Origin of the sequence: Streptomyces sp. NPDC085866, from assembly GCF_044541035.1 — a bacterium.
Taxonomy (GTDB): Bacteria; Actinomycetota; Actinomycetes; order Streptomycetales; family Streptomycetaceae; genus Streptomyces.
Genome location: NZ_JBITSQ010000015.1, coordinates 104,440 through 119,533 on the forward strand (window position 1 = coordinate 104,440; position 15,094 = coordinate 119,533).

Below are 15,094 nucleotides of genomic sequence, written 5' to 3' on the forward strand. Positions count from 1 at the left end.
CGGCCTCACCGCCGCGTCGCACCTCGGATCTCATCCGCCGCGCCGCACCTCGAAGTGGTCGATCCGCCGTCCGTCCTCGGCCAGCGCCGACACCGTGAGCCGTGGTGACGGGCCCGGCCGCGCCTCCACCGAGAGCAGCGAGAAGCCGGTGTAGCGCACCCGCGACCAGTGGGCCGTCTCCGTCGCGTGCTCCTTGTCCTTGGTCCAGTGGAAGGTCTCCACGGCGTCGTGCCGGGTGACGTGACCCTCGTAGCTGTCCTTGACGCCCGAGGGGAAGGAGTACAGGTCCCGGCCGCCGCCGCCCGCGGTGACGTACACGATCCCGTCCCGCGTCGGATCGGTCGACGCGCCTACCGGGACGGACCTGCCGACCTCGCCCCCCTTGATCGCGTCCGTCCGCTCGTACACGTGGTTGTGCCCGTTGATCACCAGGTCCACCCGGTGCCTCTCGAACAGCGGCAGCCACTCCTTGCGGACACCGCCGTCGGAGGCGTGCTGGGAGGTCGAGTACGCGCAGTGGTGGAAGAAGACGACCAGGAAGTCCACGCCCTTCGTCGCGCGCAGCTCGCCCAGCGTCGCGTCCAGCCACTTGGTCTGCCGGCCGCCGCTGTGCCCGAAGTTGGCCGGGATCTCGTACGACACGTCGTTGGCGTCCAGCGCGACGAAGCCGGCGTTGCCGTAGGTGAACGCGTAGGCCCCGGGTGTCCCGTGCGGGTCGAAGCCGCTGTCCGGCAGGGAGAACCGGGCCAGTTGGCCGCCGTAGCCGTCCGGGGAGTACCAGGCCTCCATGTCGTGGTTGCCGGTGGTCACCATCCACGGCACCGACTTGGCGACCGGGTCGTTCTGCTGCAGGAACCGGTCCCAGAACGTGGGGTCGTAGCCGTCCGAGGTCTGTCCGGCGCCGTTGACGTCCGCGTAGCAGATGTCGCCCGCGTGCAGGTGGAAGGCGGGGTTCTGGCGCTGCACGAGGTGGTCGTTGGCGTTCGCGGCCTGCCCCACGCCCTGGTCGCCGAAGGCCGTGAAGACGAAGCGCTCCGGGGTCGTGGGCGCCGTGCGGAAGGTGGCGAGGCCGGTGCGGTGGGCGGGAGCGGCCGGATCCCAGCCGTCGTGGCCGACGCCGTAGTAGTACGTCGTGCCGGGCCGCAGGCCGTCCAGGGCCGCGTGCAGGTAGTACTGCTCGACCGCGGGCCGCACCCCCTGCACCCCGGGCGTGTGCAGGTTGCGCACCTCGGCCTCGATCCGGCGGCCGAGGTCGTCGGGCCGCAGCCCGACGCGCACGTAGGGCCGCTTCACCGCGAGCGGCACCTGCCAGGAGACGCGCATCTGTGTCTTCGGGTCGACGCCGAAGGCGAGACGGCGGCCGAAGGGGCGGACCACCGAGCCGGACACCCGCGAGGCGGCCGGGGCCGGGTGGGCCGCGGCGCCGGAGCCGGAGGAGCAGGCGGTCAGCAGGCCGCCCGCGACCGCGCCCGCCGTCACCAGGGTGCGGCGGCGGACCATCCGGGTGCGCAGGTACTCGTACTGTTCGGCCATGCTCAGCCGCTCCGCGAGCGGGCGCGGAATGCCGAAGTCGGGGGTCTCCATGCTGGGGAAGATGCCACCGGGGTCCAACGCCCGTGCCACATACGGGTGAACGGCAGCCGACAGGAGGACACCCGCAACCCGTACGGGTGTCCGTATGACGGACAGGGCATGTCATCACCTGGGACGAGGAGTAGGGTGCCGACATGTCTCGCAGCATCAATCTCGCAGTGATCCCCGGTGACGGCATCGGCCAGGAGGTCGTGGCCGAGGGTCTCAAGGTCCTCTCCGCCGTCCTGCCGCAGGATGTGAAGCTGGAGACCAAGGAGTACGACTTCGGCGCCAAGCGCTACCACGCCACCGGTGAGACCCTCACCGACGCCGACCTCGCCGCTCTCAAGCAGCACGACGCCATCCTGCTCGGCGCGATCGGCGACCCGAGCGTCCCGTCCGGCGTCCTGGAGCGCGGCTTCCTGCTCAAGCTCCGCTTCGCCTTCGACCACCACGTCAACCTGCGGCCCTCGAAGCTGCTCCCCGGTGTCGCGACCCCGCTGGCCGGCCAGCCGGAGATCGACTTCGTCGTCGTCCGCGAGGGCACCGAGGGCCCCTACACGGGCAACGGCGGCACCATCCGCAAGGGCACCGAGCACGAGGTGGCCACCGAGGTCTCCGTCAACACGGCCTTCGGTGTCGAGCGTGTGGTCCGCGACGCCTTCGCCCGCGCCCAGGCCCGCCCGCGCAAGAAGCTCACGCTGGTCCACAAGAACAACGTGCTGACCTTCGCCGGGCACCTGTGGACGAACATCTTCAACAAGGTCGCCGCGGAGTTCCCCGAGGTCGAGACCGACTACATCCACGTCGACGCGGCGACCATCTACCTGGTCACCCAGCCCGAGCGGTTCGACGTGATCGTCACCGACAACCTGTTCGGGGACATCATCACCGACCTCGCCGCGGCCGTCTCCGGCGGCATCGGTGTGGCCGCCTCCGGCAACATCAACCCGAGCCGCGAGTTCCCGTCCATGTTCGAGCCGGTCCACGGCTCGGCCCCGGACATCGCAGGCCAGGGCAAGGCCGACCCCACCGCCACGGTCCTGTCCGTCGCCCTGCTGCTGCGCCACCTCGGCTACGACGCCGAGGCCGACCGCATCGACACCGCGGTCGCCGCCGACCTCACCGAACGCGTCGGCAAGCCCGCCCGCAGTACGTCGGAGATCGGCGACGCGCTCGCCGTACGAGTAGCCGGCTGACCCTCCCCCAGAGCCTTGAGGGCCTGGGGGGACCCCCAGGCCACTCGACATCGTTTCGAAGCCGCCGGGTCGCATCCGCACCAGGCGGCTTTTCCTATGCGGTCGCCGGGTGCCACCATCAACCCTGGGCCGCATTCACCCCGATTCCTTCCGTCCGCAGCCCCGCGCGATAATCGAACGCGGAGCCGCGGAATGAGGGAAAGCTCGGACGTCCTAGCACCGGCTGGAGAGCCGATGCGGGAGTGAGCGCGGCCCGACACTACAACCGGTGAAGGACACCCACTCATGACGACGCCCACGATCGAGCTCAAGCCCTCCGCCCATCCGCTCGCCGCTGCGGAGCGCGAGGCGATCCTGGCCAGCCCCGGATTCGGCCGCCACTTCACCGACCACATGGTGACGATCAAGTGGACCGAGGGTCGCGGCTGGCACGACGGCCAGCTCGTTCCGTACGCGCCGATCCCCCTCGACCCGGCCACCAACGTCCTGCACTACGCCCAGGAGATCTTCGAGGGGCTGAAGGCCTACCGCCAGCCCGACGGCTCGGTCGCCACCTTCCGCCCCGACCAGAACGCCAAGCGCTTCCAGCGCTCCGCCAAGCGCCTCGCCATGCCCGAGCTGCCGGTCGAGACGTTCGTCGAGGCCTGTGACGCCCTGGTCCAGCAGGACAAGGACTGGGTGCCTGCGCACGGCGGCGAGGAGTCCCTCTACCTGCGTCCGTTCATGATCGCCACCGAGGTCGGTCTCGGCGTCAAGCCCGCCAACGAGTACCTGTTCATCGTCATCGCCTCCCCGGCCGGTGCGTACTTCCCGGGCGGCGTGAAGCCGGTCTCCATCTGGGCGTCCGAGGACCGCGTCCGCGCCGTCCCCGGCGGCATGGGCGACGCGAAGACCGGCGGCAACTACGCGGCCTCCCTGCTCGCCCAGGCCGAGGCCGCCGCCCAGGGCTGCGACCAGGTCTGCTACCTCGACGCGGTCGAGCACAAGTGGGTCGAGGAGCTCGGCGGCATGAACCTGTACTTCGTGTACGGCGACAAGATCATCACGCCCACCCTGACCGGCTCCATCCTGGAGGGCGTCACCCGTGACTCCCTGCTGGCCGTCGCCCGCGACCTCGGCTACGAGTCCGAGGAGGGCCGCGTCTCCATCGAGCAGTGGCAGGCCGACTCCGAGAACGGCACCCTCACCGAGGTCTTCGCCTGCGGCACCGCGGCCGTCATCACGCCGGTCGGCACGGTGAAGCGCGCGAACGCCGAGTGGAAGCAGTCGGGGGGAGAGCCCGGCGAGGTCACCCTGCGCCTGCGCCAGGCCCTGCTGGACATCCAGCGCGGCAAGACCGAGGACAAGCACGGCTGGATGCACCGTATCGGCTGATGGCTCGGCGGGAACCGGCGCGATCGGCCGTCGTTCGTCTGCTGCGCCGTTGTGGCTGGTCGCGCAGTTCCCCGCGCCCCTTTGGGGCGCTACCGCTCAGCTCTTTCCGGACGTGCTCAGGGCTGCCGTGGACTCTACGATGTCCGCGGCGGCCCCCTTGTGTTCCGGGCCGGACGTCAGCAGCAGGTACACCAGTCCGCCGACCGCGCCCGACAGCAGGAAGCTGCAGTCCACCCCGCCGGTGAGCCGCAGCAGCGGGCCCTCGTACGACGGCAGGGACACCGCGAGCAGGCCGACCGCCGCGCCGGCGGCCCAGGACACGGTGGCCCGGATGTTCCAGCCGGCCCGGTACCAGTAGATCCCGCCCCGGGAGCGGCGGTTGAAGACCTGCAGGGCGTCGGCGTCGTACACGCCACGGCAGCGGGCGAAGCCGATCAGGGTGATGACCGCCCACGGCGTGCCGATGGCGGTGAGCAGCAGGACGAAGGACGTCATCGCCGACTGCGCGTTCCAGGCGTAGTGGCCGACGAAGACGCAGGCCGTGGCCACGACGGCGACCGTGTAGGTGGCGCGGGCGCGGGAGGCCCGGGGCAGGATCGCGTCCAGGTCGAGGCCCATCGAGTACAGCATCAGGCCCGCGTTGCCGACCGAGCCCGCGGAGGCGGACAGCAGCAGCGGGACCAGGTACCAGGTGGGGGAGGCGGACACCAGGGGCCCGGCGTAGTCGGTGGCCGCGCGGGCCGCGTACGCCGTGAAGGTGCCGAACAGCTGGGGCACCAGCAGACCCAGGATCAGGCCGAGCCAGGTGGCGTGCAGGACGCGGCGGCGGGAGTGGCGGGCGGGGGAGATGTAGCGGGTGTAGTCGCCGAGCAGGGTGATGAAGGCGATCGGGCCGGACAGGCCCGCCGCCACGGCCGCCAGGAACCAGGTCGGCCAGAAGGAGCCCAGCAGATAGCCGCCCGCCCCGGGCAGGGCCGAGGTCGTGAAGTGCGGGGCGTAGGCGAAGATCCCGAGGGCCAGCAGGGCGGTCATGCCGACGGCCAGCACCCGGGACATGGCGAGCAGCACCCGGTAGCCGTAGACCGCGCCCGCGACCGTGGCCGCGGCGAGCACCGCGTAGACGACGGCGTACGACACCCCGTCCGCGGGCAGCCCGAACAGCCGGCCGAGCACGCTCAGCATCACGTCGCCGCCGATCCACACGGTCAGGGCGGTGTAGCCGAGGGCCAGCAGCAGACCGACGACCGAGCCGACCAGCCGGCCCCGCACGCCGAACTGGGCGCCGGAGGAGGTGGAGAGGTTGGTCGCGGTGCGCAGGGAGACCAGCGCCAGCGGGGCCGTGAACACCGTGCCGATCACCGTGCCCGCCACCACCGAGCTCACCGACGCCCACCAGCCGAGCCCGAAGGACGGCGGCAGCCACCCGAAAATGATCACTCCGAGGCAGAGGTTGGACCCGAGCAGGATCGAGACCAGGTCCCGTGGACCGCTGGTCCGTTCCTCGTCCGGGATGGTGTCGACACCGCGCTGTTCGATCGGCATGGCTGGGTCTCCTTCGACGGCCGCCTCTGTGAGTTTGAGCGACGTTCAATGTGACGTGTACTGAGGCCGTCGGTCAATGCTTCAGTTTGCTGAATAGTGCGTTTAGAGTGATGCTCAAACATGTGGAAGGCAAGGAGGTGCCGCGTCGTGAGACTGACCCCCACGGAACGTGACCGGCTGCTGCTCTTCGGGGCCGCGGAGCTGGCCCGGGCCCGCCGGGCACGCGGTCTCAGGCTCAACGTGCCGGAGGCCACCGCGCTGATCGCGGACACCGTCTGCGAGGCCGCGCGGGACGGCAAGCGGCTCGCGGAGGCCGTCGAGGCCGCCCGGTCGATCCTCGGCCCCGAGGACGTGCTGCCGGGCGTCGCCGACGTCGTCACCGAGGTGATGGTCGAGGCCGTCTTCGACGACGGCTCCCGGCTCGCCGTGGTCTCCGACCCGATCGGCGGCGGCGCCGGCGCCGAGGGTCCGGGCGCGCTGCTGCCGGGTCCCCAGCACGCGGAGCCCGAGCCCGCCGTCCGGCTCGCGGTCACCAACACCGCGACCGTGCCGGTCTCCGTCACCTCCCACTTCCACTTCTTCGAGGCCAACCCGCGGCTCGACTTCGTGCGCGAGCGGGCCTACGGCATGCGGCTCGCCGTACCGGCCGGGTCCTCCGTGCGGTTCGGGCCGGGGGAGAGCGCCGAGGTCGGGCTGGTCCCGATCGGCGGCGAGCGGATCGCGATCGGCTTCGCCGGTCTGGTCGACGGGCCGCTGGACGCGCCCGGAGCCAAGGAAGAAGCACTGCGCAGGGCCGCTGCCTGCGGTTATCTGGGAGTCACGCCGGAAGGAGGCGAGCGATGAGCCGCTCGAAGGGACGCGAGATCGACGAGTCGATCCACGTCGACCCCCATGCCTACGCGGCCACCCACGGCCCCCGCGCCGGTGACCGTGTCCGGCTCGGCGACTCGGGCCTGGTGATCCGGGTCGAGTCCGACTCGCAGAAGTACGGCGACGAGTTCCTCGCCGGGTTCGGCAAGACCGCCCGCGACGGGCTGCACCTGAAGGCCGCCGCCGTCCGCGAGACCTGCGACGTCGTGATCAGCAACGTCGTCGTGATCGACGCGGTGCAGGGCATCCGCAAGGTGTCCGTCGGCATCCGCGAGGGCCGCATCTGCGCGATCGGGCGGGCCGGCAACCCGGACACCCTCGACGGGGTCGACGTCGTCGTCGGCACGGGTACGTCCATCGTGTCCGGCGAGGGGCTCATCGCCACCGCCGGTGCCGTCGACACCCACGTCCACCTGCTGTCGCCGCGGATCATGGAGGCCTCCCTCGCCTCCGGAGTGACCACGATCATCGGCCAGGAGTTCGGCCCGGTGTGGGGCGTAGGAGTCAACTCGCCCTGGGCGCTCAAGCACGCCTTCAACGCCTTCGACGCCTGGCCGGTCAACATCGGCTTCCTGGGCCGGGGTTCGTCCTCGCACGGCGCCCCGCTCGTCGAGGCCCTCGTCGAGGGCGGTGCCTGCGGTTTCAAGGTGCACGAGGACATGGGCGCCCACACCCGCGCGCTCGACACGGCCCTGCGGGTCGCCGAGGAGCACGACGTCCAGGTCGCCCTGCACAGCGACGGGCTGAACGAGTGCCTGTCGGTGGAGGACACCCTGAAGGTGCTGGAGGGCCGGACCATCCACGCCTTCCACATCGAGGGCTGCGGTGGCGGACATGTGCCCAACGTGCTCAAGATGGCCGGTGTCCCGAACGTCATCGGCTCCTCCACCAACCCCACCCTGCCCTTCGGCCGGGATGCGGTCGCCGAGCACTACGGCATGATCGTCTCCGTCCACGACCTGAAGACCGACCTGCCCGGCGACGCCGCCATGGCCCGCGACCGCATCCGGGCCGGCACGATGGGCGCCGAGGACGTGCTGCACGACCTGGGCGCGATCGGCATCACCTCGTCCGACGCGCAGGGCATGGGCCGCGCGGGTGAGACGGTCCGCCGTACCTTCGCCATGGCCGGGAAGATGAAGGCCGAGCTGGGCCCGATGGCGGGCGACGGCGAGGGCGACGACAACGCCCGCGTCCTGCGCTACATGGCCAAGCTGACCATCAACCCCGCCATCGCGCACGGCCTCTCGCACGAGGTCGGCTCGATCGAGGTCGGCAAGCTCGCCGACATCGTGCTGTGGCGCCCGGAGTACTTCGGCGCCAAGCCGCAGCTGGTCCTCAAGTCCGGCTTCCCGGCGTACGGCGTGGTCGGCGACCCCAACGCGGCCACCGACACCTGCGAACCCCTCGTCCTGGGCCCGCAGTTCGGTGCGCACGGCGCCACCCCCGCGGACATCTCGGTCGCGTTCGTCGCCCAGTCCGCCCTCGACCAGGGCAACGACCGGATGCCCACCCGGCGCCGCAGGGTCGCCGTACGGGGCACCCGGGGCATCGGCCCCGCCGACCTGCGCCTGAACGCCCGCATCGGAGCGGTCGACGTCGACCGGCGCACCGGCCTGGTCACCCTCGACGGCGACCCGCTGCGCTCCGAGCCCGCCGACTCCGTCTCCCTCAACCGCCTCTACTTCCTGTAAGGACCCGCGACATGACCACCCCCGCAGCCGACGGCTTCCGCATGCCCGCCGAGTGGACCCCGCACGAGCGCACCTGGATGGCGTGGCCGGGCCCCAACCCCACCTTCGACGACCCGGGCGACCTCCGTCTCTCCCGCATGGCCTGGGCCTCGGTGGCCCGCGCCGTCCTCCGCTTCGAGCCGGTGACGGTCGTGTGCGGCCCCGGCGAGTCGGCGGAGGCACAGGTGCTGCTCGGCCCCGGCGTCGACACGGTCGAGCGCGATCTGGACGACGCCTGGATGCGGGACATCGGCCCCACCTTCCTCACCAACGGCCAGGGCGAACTGGCCGCCGTGGACTGGACGTTCAACGGCTGGGGCGCCCAGGACTGGGCCCGCTGGGAGCACGACTCGAAGATCGCCGGTTACGTCTCGGACCTCGCGGGCGCGAAGACGTACGCCTCGAAGCTGGTCAACGAGGGCGGCGCGATCCACGTGGACGGCGAGGGCACGGTGCTGCTCACCGAGACCGTGCAGCTCGGCCCCGAGCGCAACCCGGGCTGGACGAAGGAGCAGGTCGAGGCGGAGGTCCACGCCCACCTCGGCACCCGCAAGGCGATCTGGCTGCCGCGCGGCCTGACCGGCGACTACCCTCCCTACGGTTTCGGCACCCTCGGCCACGTCGACATCGTCGCGGCCTTCGCCCGCCCCGGTGTGGTCGTCGCCCACCACCAGCCGGACCCGGCGCACCCCGACCACGAGGTCACCAAGGAGGTCATCGGCATTCTGAAGTCGGCGACCGACGCGCGCGGCCGCAGGCTGGAGGTGGTCGAGGTGCCCGCCCCGACCGTCCTGGAGGCCGACGGCCACTGGGCCGACTACTCCTACATCAACCACTACCTCTGCAACGGCGGGGTCGTGCTGTGCGGCTTCGACGACCCGCGCGACGAGATCGCCGCCGGGATCTTCCGCCGTCTCTTCCCCGAGCGGACGGTCACCCTGGTGGACGCCCGTACGATCTTCTCCGGTGGTGGTGGCATCCACTGCATCACCCAGCAGCAGCCGAAGGTCTGACACACACAGGAGCAGCAGATGGCCGGTGCGGCCCGTGCGCGCAGGAACGCGCCGCCGCGCGAGGAGGTTCTCGTCGCCGCCATGGACATGATCGCCGAGCGCGGTCTGGAGAAGCTCACCATGGCGGGGCTCGGCCGTGAGGTCGGGATGAGCAGCGGCCATCTGCTGTACTACTTCCACTCCAAGGACGAGCTGCTGCTGCAGACCCTGGAGTGGAGCGAGGGCAGGCTCGGCGCCGAGCGCAGCCGCCTGCTCACCCGCCCCGGTACCGCCCGGGAGCGCCTGGAGGCGTACGTCGAGCTGTACGTCCCCGACGGCCACCGCGACCCGCACTGGACGCTCTGGCTGGAGGTCTGGAACCGCTCGCAGAACGCCGACGACGACGCCCGCCAGCGGCAGGCCGCCATCGAGGGCGCCTGGCACCGCGACCTGGTCGCACTGCTCGCCGAGGGCATCTCGCGCGGCGAGTTCCGCCCGGTCGACGCCGACCGCTTCGCCGCCCGGCTGCGCGCCCTGCTGGACGGCTTCTCCATCCATGTCGCCATCGGTCTGCGCGGCACCGGACGGGAGCAAGTGATCACCCATGTGCGGGAGTTCCTCGCGGAGACACTCCTCGCGCCGGACGCCTGACGACCGCATCCTGAGACGGTCGGTGAGTCGGGGACGGGGCTGTGCCAGACTGCCTCCGTGCTCTCGTTCGCCATGATTATTGGCAGCAGGCGCGCCGGTCCGCAGTGACCACCACGTACGACCAGGTACGGGTGGCCACCGTCGTCCTCGACCCGCGCGCAGACCTCTCGCACCCGCGAGGGGTTTTTTGGTTTTCCGGCCCACCTACAGCCGGGAACGGAGCGCGAGGGAGTATTGGGGGGACGGTGGAGCCGGTCATTCCGGTAAGACCGAAGATCCACAATCAGGAGCCTTGAGACCATGACCGAGACGGCAACCAGCGAGCTCGACGACTCGTTCCACGTCTTCGACACCACGCTGCGCGACGGCGCGCAGCGCGAGGGCATCAACCTCACCGTCGCGGACAAGCTCGCCATCGCACGGCACCTGGACGACTTCGGCGTGGGCTTCATCGAGGGCGGCTGGCCCGGCGCGAACCCGCGGGACACCGAGTTCTTCGCCCGCGCCCGACAGGAGATCGACTTCCGGCACGCCCAGCTGGTCGCCTTCGGCGCCACCCGCCGCCCCGGTGCCAAGGCCGCCGACGACCCGCAGGTCAACGCGCTCCTCGACTCGGGTGCCCCGGTGATCACGCTGGTCGCCAAGTCGCACGACCGGCACGTGGAGCTGGCGCTGCGCACCACGCTGGACGAGAACCTGGAGATGGTCCGGGACACCGTGTCCTACCTGCGCGAGCAGGGCCGCCGGGTGTTCGTCGACTGCGAGCACTTCTTCGACGGCTACCGCGCGAACCCGGAGTACGCGAAGGCGGTCGTACGCACCGCCTCGGAGGCCGGCGCCGACGTGGTCATCCTCTGTGACACCAACGGCGGCATGCTCCCCGCCCAGGTCCAGGCGGTCGTCTCCACGGTCCTCGCCGACACCGGCGCCCGGCTCGGCATCCACGCCCAGGACGACACCGGCTGCGCCGTCGCCAACACCCTGGCCGCGGTGGACGCCGGCGCGACCCACGTCCAGTGCACGGCCAACGGCTACGGCGAGCGCGTCGGCAACGCCAACCTCTTCCCGGTGGTCGCGGCCCTGGAGCTGAAGTACGGCAAGAAGGTGCTGCCCGACGGCCACCTGCGTGAGATGACCCGTATCTCGCACGCCATCGCCGAGGTCGTGAACCTCACCCCGTCGACCCACCAGCCCTACGTCGGCGTCTCCGCCTTCGCGCACAAGGCGGGCCTGCACGCCTCCGCGATCAAGGTCGACCCGGACCTGTACCAGCACATCGACCCCGAGCAGGTCGGCAACACGATGCGCATGCTGGTCTCCGACATGGCGGGCCGCGCCTCGGTCGAGCTGAAGGGCAAGGAGCTCGGCATCGACCTGGGCGGCGACCGCGAACTGGTCGGCCGGGTGGTCGAGCGGGTGAAGGAGCGCGAGCTCAAGGGCTACACGTACGAGGCCGCGGACGCCTCCTTCGAGCTGCTGCTGCGCGCCGAGGTCGAGGGCAGGCCCCTGAAGTACTTCGACGTCGAGTCCTGGCGGGCCATCGTCGAGGACCGCCCCGACGGCACCCACGCCAACGAGGCCACGGTGAAGCTGTGGGCCAAGAGCGAGCGGATCGTCGCCACCGCGGAGGGCAACGGCCCGGTCAACGCCCTGGACCGGGCGCTGCGCGTCGCCCTGGAGAAGATCTACCCGCAGCTCGCCAAGCTGGACCTGGTGGACTACAAGGTCCGCATCCTGGAGGGCAAGCACGGCACGTCCTCCACCACCCGCGTCCTGATCTCCACCTCCGACGGCACGGGCGAGTGGTCCACGGTCGGCGTGGCGGAAAACGTCATCGCCGCCTCCTGGCAGGCCCTGGAGGACGCCTACACCTACGGTCTGCTGCGCGCCGGGGTCCAGCCGGCCCAGTGAGCGGGGTCAGGGAGCACGCCACACGTTGTCGAAGGCGTCCTCCTCGATGCGCCGCCGCTGCCGCACGGCCTCCAGCTCCGTCAGCGCGTCGTTGACGGCCGCCAGGACGGTCACCACCGCGTCGCCGGGCAGATCCTCAGGAGCCTGTTCCGGTGCACCCTCGGGGATCCCCAGAGCGGCCGCGAGACCGACGAGGACGGGCTCGCGGGAGGTCCAGCGGTCGGTGGCGTGCCGTCGCTCCGGCGAGTCGGCGGGGGCGTCGGCCGGGGTGTCGTCCCCGCTGCGCCACGGCAGCCAGTGGTGCCGGGCTCCGGTGGCCGGCCGTCCCCGCTCCTGCAGATCGTCCGCGTAGGCGGAGGCCAGACCGCGCCCGCGGCGCCACAGCCAGTCCTCGACGGACTCGTACGGCGCCTGCCGGGTGAGCGCCGCCTCCGCCGCGTCCAGCAGCCGGTCACCGGTGGCCGGCTGCAGGCCGGGCACGATGCGCACATCGTCCAGGGTGACGGCCTCGGCGTCGATCAGGTCGACCAGTTCGGCTCCCGCCAGGGCGAGCGAGAGGTCCCCCTGTTCGACGGGCCGGCCGGACGGGACGTCCAGAGCGACGATCAACAGGTCCCGCGCTGTGCTCATGCCGTCCTCCAGGTCGGAAACGTCAGGCGTGGCCCTGGGGCGATCGGGTCCGGCTCCTCGGGCACCTTCATCGTCCCCCACCCACTGAGCGCCCGCTCCTCAGCACGCGTCCCGGGCGAGCTTCTCGAACGCCCCCGGGCTCATCGCCCGGCCGTCGGCCCAGACCTGCCCGGGACCGAGCTGCTCGATGCGCTCTCCGGTGAAGGTCACGATCGCGTTGTACGAATCGCCGGTCACGTAGTGCCCGAAGCCGAGTACGTACCGGTGGCCGGGCAGGAGCCGCCGTGCGCCGCGGTGCCGGGCCTTCCAGCGCTCGGGCGGAGCGAACAGGGGGAACTCGGCATCCCCGTGCAGCCCCTCCTTCCGCACGTCCCAGCCGGTGGTGACGGGCCCCTCGCCGCCACCCCGTGCCCGCCCGTCGAGGTACGGCCCCTGGTAGCCGTCGTCACCACACGGCCGGAACAGCGCGTACGGCACCCCGTCCGCCCCGACCCGCACCCCGGCGAGCGGCAGATCGACCGCCGTGCAGCCGCTGAGCAGAAGCATCCCGCCCACGACACCGCACACGCCGGCCGCCCGTCGCCTCAGCACGTCCCTGCGTTTCACGTCCCGCCCCCTCCAGGGGCGGGACGCGACCCGCCCTACTGCAAGTGCCACTTCTGGTTGGCGGCCCCGGTGCACGACCAGATCTGTGCCCTCGCCCCGCTCGCCGACGAGTTGTCCGTCACGTCCAGGCACTTGTTCGCCGCCGTGTTCACCACATCACCGGTGGAGGCGTTGTACGACCACTGCTGGGCACCGGTTCCGTTGCAGTCGTACAACTGCACCTTGGCCCCGTCCGCGGTCGAACCCGAGGTCACGTCCAGGCACTTGCCGAGCGCCCGGACCGAACCGTCGGTCTGTACGGTCCACTGCTGGGCGCCGCTGCCGTTGCAGTCGTAGAGCTGGACGGCCGTGCCGTTGGCGCTCGCACCGCCCGCCACGTCCAGGCACTTGCCGGCCAGTCCCACGAAGGCCCCCGACCGGTCGCCGCCGCCCGACGGGGTGCCGGACCAGGTGAAGGTCGCCGAGGTGTTGCCAGGGAGTGAGTAAGTGGCGTGCTGGGAGCCCCAGTCGATCGTCACGGTCCTGGCGGAGGAGGAGTCGTTGTAGGCGATCAGCGCCTTGCTGCCGTCCGGGTTGCGCCACGCCACGTTCGGCACCGCGGTGGACGCCGTGGAGGCGATCCGCTGGGCGCCCGGGCGGACGAACTTCGTCAGGTGGCCCATGTCGTAGTACTCGACCGTGTAGTCGACGGTTCCGCTCGCGCCGTCCCCGTTGTGCACGGTGATCAGACCGGTGCAGGTGCCACAACCCCCGTTGTGCGGGCCCATGTTCTGGTCCACCGCCAGCGACCACTTGGTCACCGACTTCGCCCAGTTGCGCGTGTAGTCGATGATGTTGGACATGTCCTCGCGCTGCTGGTCGGCGATCCAGGTGCCACCGGAGTGCTCGGTGCCGAAGGCGTCCAGCGTCGGGTACTGGTTGTGCACGGAGGTCTGCTTGGCGATGTCGCCGCCGTAGCCGTGCCAGGCGATCCCGCCGAAGTTGGGGTGGTTGCGGACCGCCGCGTCGTCCACGGTCTGGGCCGCGTAGGAGTCGTAGACGTCCCAGTTCCAGTCGTGCGCCAGCACCTTCGTCGACAGGCCCGCCGCCTGCAGCTTCGGCAGCAGCTCGCTCTTGGTGAAGTAGGCGAGACCGCTCGCGTTCCAGCTCATCGACGGGTAGCCGGAACAGCACGTCGGCTCGTTCTGCGCGGTGACGTACGAGACGTCGACTCCCTGGTCCTTGTACGCCTGGAGGTACTTCACGAAGTAGGAGGCGTACGCCCCGTAGTCCTCTGCCTTCAGCCAGCCCCCGTTGAGCGAGCCGCTGTCCTTCATCCAGGCCGGTGCCGTCCACGGCGAGGCCATCACCGTCAGGGAGGGGTTGAGCTGGAGCGCCTGCTTCGTCAGCGGCACGACGTCCGCGAGGTCGTGCGCGATCGAGAACTTCGACAGGGACGGGTCCGTCTGGCCGGCCGGGACGTCGTCGTACGTGTAGCCGTACCGCGCCAGGTCCGAGGCACCCATCGGATTGCGCAGGAACGACAGCCCGATCCCGTCCGTCGGCGAGAACAGCTTGCGCATGGTCGCGTCCCGCGTGCTCTGCGACAGCGCCCCGCTGCTGTTCATCAGCCAGGCCGCGGTGTCCGTGAAGGACGCACCGCCGCCGGTGAAGGTCTGGTAGCGGGTGTTCTCGTCGACGGTGATGTTCTCACCGCTGCCACCGGTCCCGGACTGGAAGGCGAACGGCGTCTGTGCCTGGAGCCCGCGCACGACGTGCCGTCCGGCGGAGTCGTCCGTGGTGGTGAGCCAGGCCGTGACCTGCTCACCGGCCGCGTGCGCGGAGGTGGTGGCCGCGGTGAGGCCGGCCGTGGAGAGCAGTCCGGCCAGCAGCAGCCGGACCGCGCGGGGGGATCTCCTCATGGGGCGTCGCCCTTCCCGAATGTCTGACGTGACGTCTTGACGGGCCTGTGGACCGTTAGTTAACTCACGGCATGATCTAAGTCATGAGTGAACCACGAGAGTCGAGGATGGTC

At 71.0% G+C, this 15,094-nt stretch carries 12 protein-coding genes; 7 read left to right on the forward strand and 5 right to left on the reverse strand.

From position 1 onward, the window contains the following. Positions 1-30 precede the first annotated feature (30 nt). Positions 31-1,584, reverse strand: a complete 1,554-nt coding sequence (locus ACIF83_RS33510) for a purple acid phosphatase family protein (RefSeq protein WP_393480534.1) — start codon at positions 1,582-1,584, stop codon at positions 31-33. Between the two features lie 143 nt (positions 1,585-1,727). On the opposite strand from ACIF83_RS33510, the gene ACIF83_RS33515 reads away from it, so the two are divergent. Further along, the gene (locus tag ACIF83_RS33515; protein ID WP_386576562.1) at positions 1,728-2,771 is read left to right on the forward strand and encodes a 3-isopropylmalate dehydrogenase; all 1,044 of its coding nucleotides are present in this window, start codon (positions 1,728-1,730) and stop codon (positions 2,769-2,771) included. Between the two features lie 285 nt (positions 2,772-3,056). Continuing rightward, on the forward strand, positions 3,057-4,145 hold the full coding sequence (locus ACIF83_RS33520; RefSeq protein ID WP_393480531.1) for a branched-chain amino acid aminotransferase: 1,089 nt from the start codon (positions 3,057-3,059) through the stop codon (positions 4,143-4,145). 96 nt (positions 4,146-4,241) lie between these two features. On the opposite strand, the gene ACIF83_RS33525 is transcribed toward ACIF83_RS33520, so the two are convergent. Further along, positions 4,242-5,687, reverse strand: a complete 1,446-nt coding sequence (locus tag ACIF83_RS33525; protein ID WP_399732549.1) for a cytosine permease — start codon at positions 5,685-5,687, stop codon at positions 4,242-4,244. 147 nt (positions 5,688-5,834) lie between these two features. On the opposite strand from ACIF83_RS33525, the gene ureA reads away from it, so the two are divergent. The 5 genes from ureA to cimA all read left to right on the forward strand — a co-directional run bounded on the left by ureA (position 5,835) and on the right by cimA (position 11,844). Then, positions 5,835-6,530 (forward strand): urease subunit gamma, encoded by a 696-nt coding sequence (gene ureA / locus ACIF83_RS33530; RefSeq protein ID WP_393480526.1) that lies wholly within the window; start codon positions 5,835-5,837, stop codon positions 6,528-6,530. Beyond that, positions 6,527-8,251 carry an urease subunit alpha gene (locus ACIF83_RS33535; protein WP_393480523.1) on the forward strand — a complete coding sequence of 575 codons (1,725 nt, stop codon included), beginning with the start codon at positions 6,527-6,529 and terminating at the stop codon, positions 8,249-8,251. The genes ureA and ACIF83_RS33535 overlap by 4 nt, the downstream gene beginning before the upstream one ends. Before the next feature lie 11 nt (positions 8,252-8,262). After that, positions 8,263-9,303, forward strand: a complete 1,041-nt coding sequence (locus tag ACIF83_RS33540; RefSeq protein ID WP_399732554.1) for an agmatine/peptidylarginine deiminase — start codon at positions 8,263-8,265, stop codon at positions 9,301-9,303. Positions 9,304-9,321: 18 nt separating this feature from the next. Beyond that, positions 9,322-9,933: a TetR/AcrR family transcriptional regulator gene (locus ACIF83_RS33545; RefSeq protein ID WP_393480518.1), complete on the forward strand. Its 612-nt coding sequence runs from the start codon at positions 9,322-9,324 to the stop codon at positions 9,931-9,933. A 300-nt stretch (positions 9,934-10,233) separates the two neighbouring features. Next, positions 10,234-11,844 (forward strand): citramalate synthase, encoded by a 1,611-nt coding sequence (gene cimA, locus ACIF83_RS33550; RefSeq protein WP_398139776.1) that lies wholly within the window; start codon positions 10,234-10,236, stop codon positions 11,842-11,844. Positions 11,845-11,850: 6 nt separating this feature from the next. Here cimA and ACIF83_RS33555 read toward each other — a convergent pair whose 3' ends face one another. The 3 genes from ACIF83_RS33555 to ACIF83_RS33565 form a co-directional block, all read right to left on the reverse strand. Further along, positions 11,851-12,474, reverse strand: coding sequence for a GPP34 family phosphoprotein (locus ACIF83_RS33555; RefSeq protein ID WP_399732558.1), 624 nt, complete (start codon positions 12,472-12,474; stop codon positions 11,851-11,853). Between the two features lie 99 nt (positions 12,475-12,573). Beyond that, positions 12,574-13,080 (reverse strand): hypothetical protein, encoded by a 507-nt coding sequence (locus ACIF83_RS33560; protein ID WP_393480511.1) that lies wholly within the window; start codon positions 13,078-13,080, stop codon positions 12,574-12,576. Positions 13,081-13,115: 35 nt separating this feature from the next. Then, the gene (locus ACIF83_RS33565; RefSeq protein WP_399732562.1) at positions 13,116-14,981 is read right to left on the reverse strand and encodes a ricin-type beta-trefoil lectin domain protein; all 1,866 of its coding nucleotides are present in this window, start codon (positions 14,979-14,981) and stop codon (positions 13,116-13,118) included. Between the last annotated feature and the right edge of the window lie 113 nt (positions 14,982-15,094).

Bases quoted from the DNA above. Each gene is read 5' to 3' on its own strand.
- ACIF83_RS33540 (WP_399732554.1), top strand. From the start codon at position 8,263: ATGACCACCCCCGCAGCCGACGGCTTCCGCATGCCCGCCGAGTGGACC.
- ACIF83_RS33555 (WP_399732558.1), bottom strand. From the start codon at position 12,474: ATGAGCACAGCGCGGGACCTGTTGATCGTCGCTCTGGACGTCCCGTCC.
- cimA (WP_398139776.1), top strand. From the start codon at position 10,234: ATGACCGAGACGGCAACCAGCGAGCTCGACGACTCGTTCCACGTCTTC.
- ACIF83_RS33545 (WP_393480518.1), top strand. From the start codon at position 9,322: ATGGCCGGTGCGGCCCGTGCGCGCAGGAACGCGCCGCCGCGCGAGGAG.
- ACIF83_RS33565 (WP_399732562.1), bottom strand. From the start codon at position 14,981: ATGAGGAGATCCCCCCGCGCGGTCCGGCTGCTGCTGGCCGGACTGCTC.
- ACIF83_RS33520 (WP_393480531.1), top strand. From the start codon at position 3,057: ATGACGACGCCCACGATCGAGCTCAAGCCCTCCGCCCATCCGCTCGCC.
- ACIF83_RS33515 (WP_386576562.1), top strand. From the start codon at position 1,728: ATGTCTCGCAGCATCAATCTCGCAGTGATCCCCGGTGACGGCATCGGC.
- ACIF83_RS33535 (WP_393480523.1), top strand. From the start codon at position 6,527: ATGAGCCGCTCGAAGGGACGCGAGATCGACGAGTCGATCCACGTCGAC.
- ACIF83_RS33525 (WP_399732549.1), bottom strand. From the start codon at position 5,687: ATGCCGATCGAACAGCGCGGTGTCGACACCATCCCGGACGAGGAACGG.
- ACIF83_RS33510 (WP_393480534.1), bottom strand. From the start codon at position 1,584: ATGGAGACCCCCGACTTCGGCATTCCGCGCCCGCTCGCGGAGCGGCTG.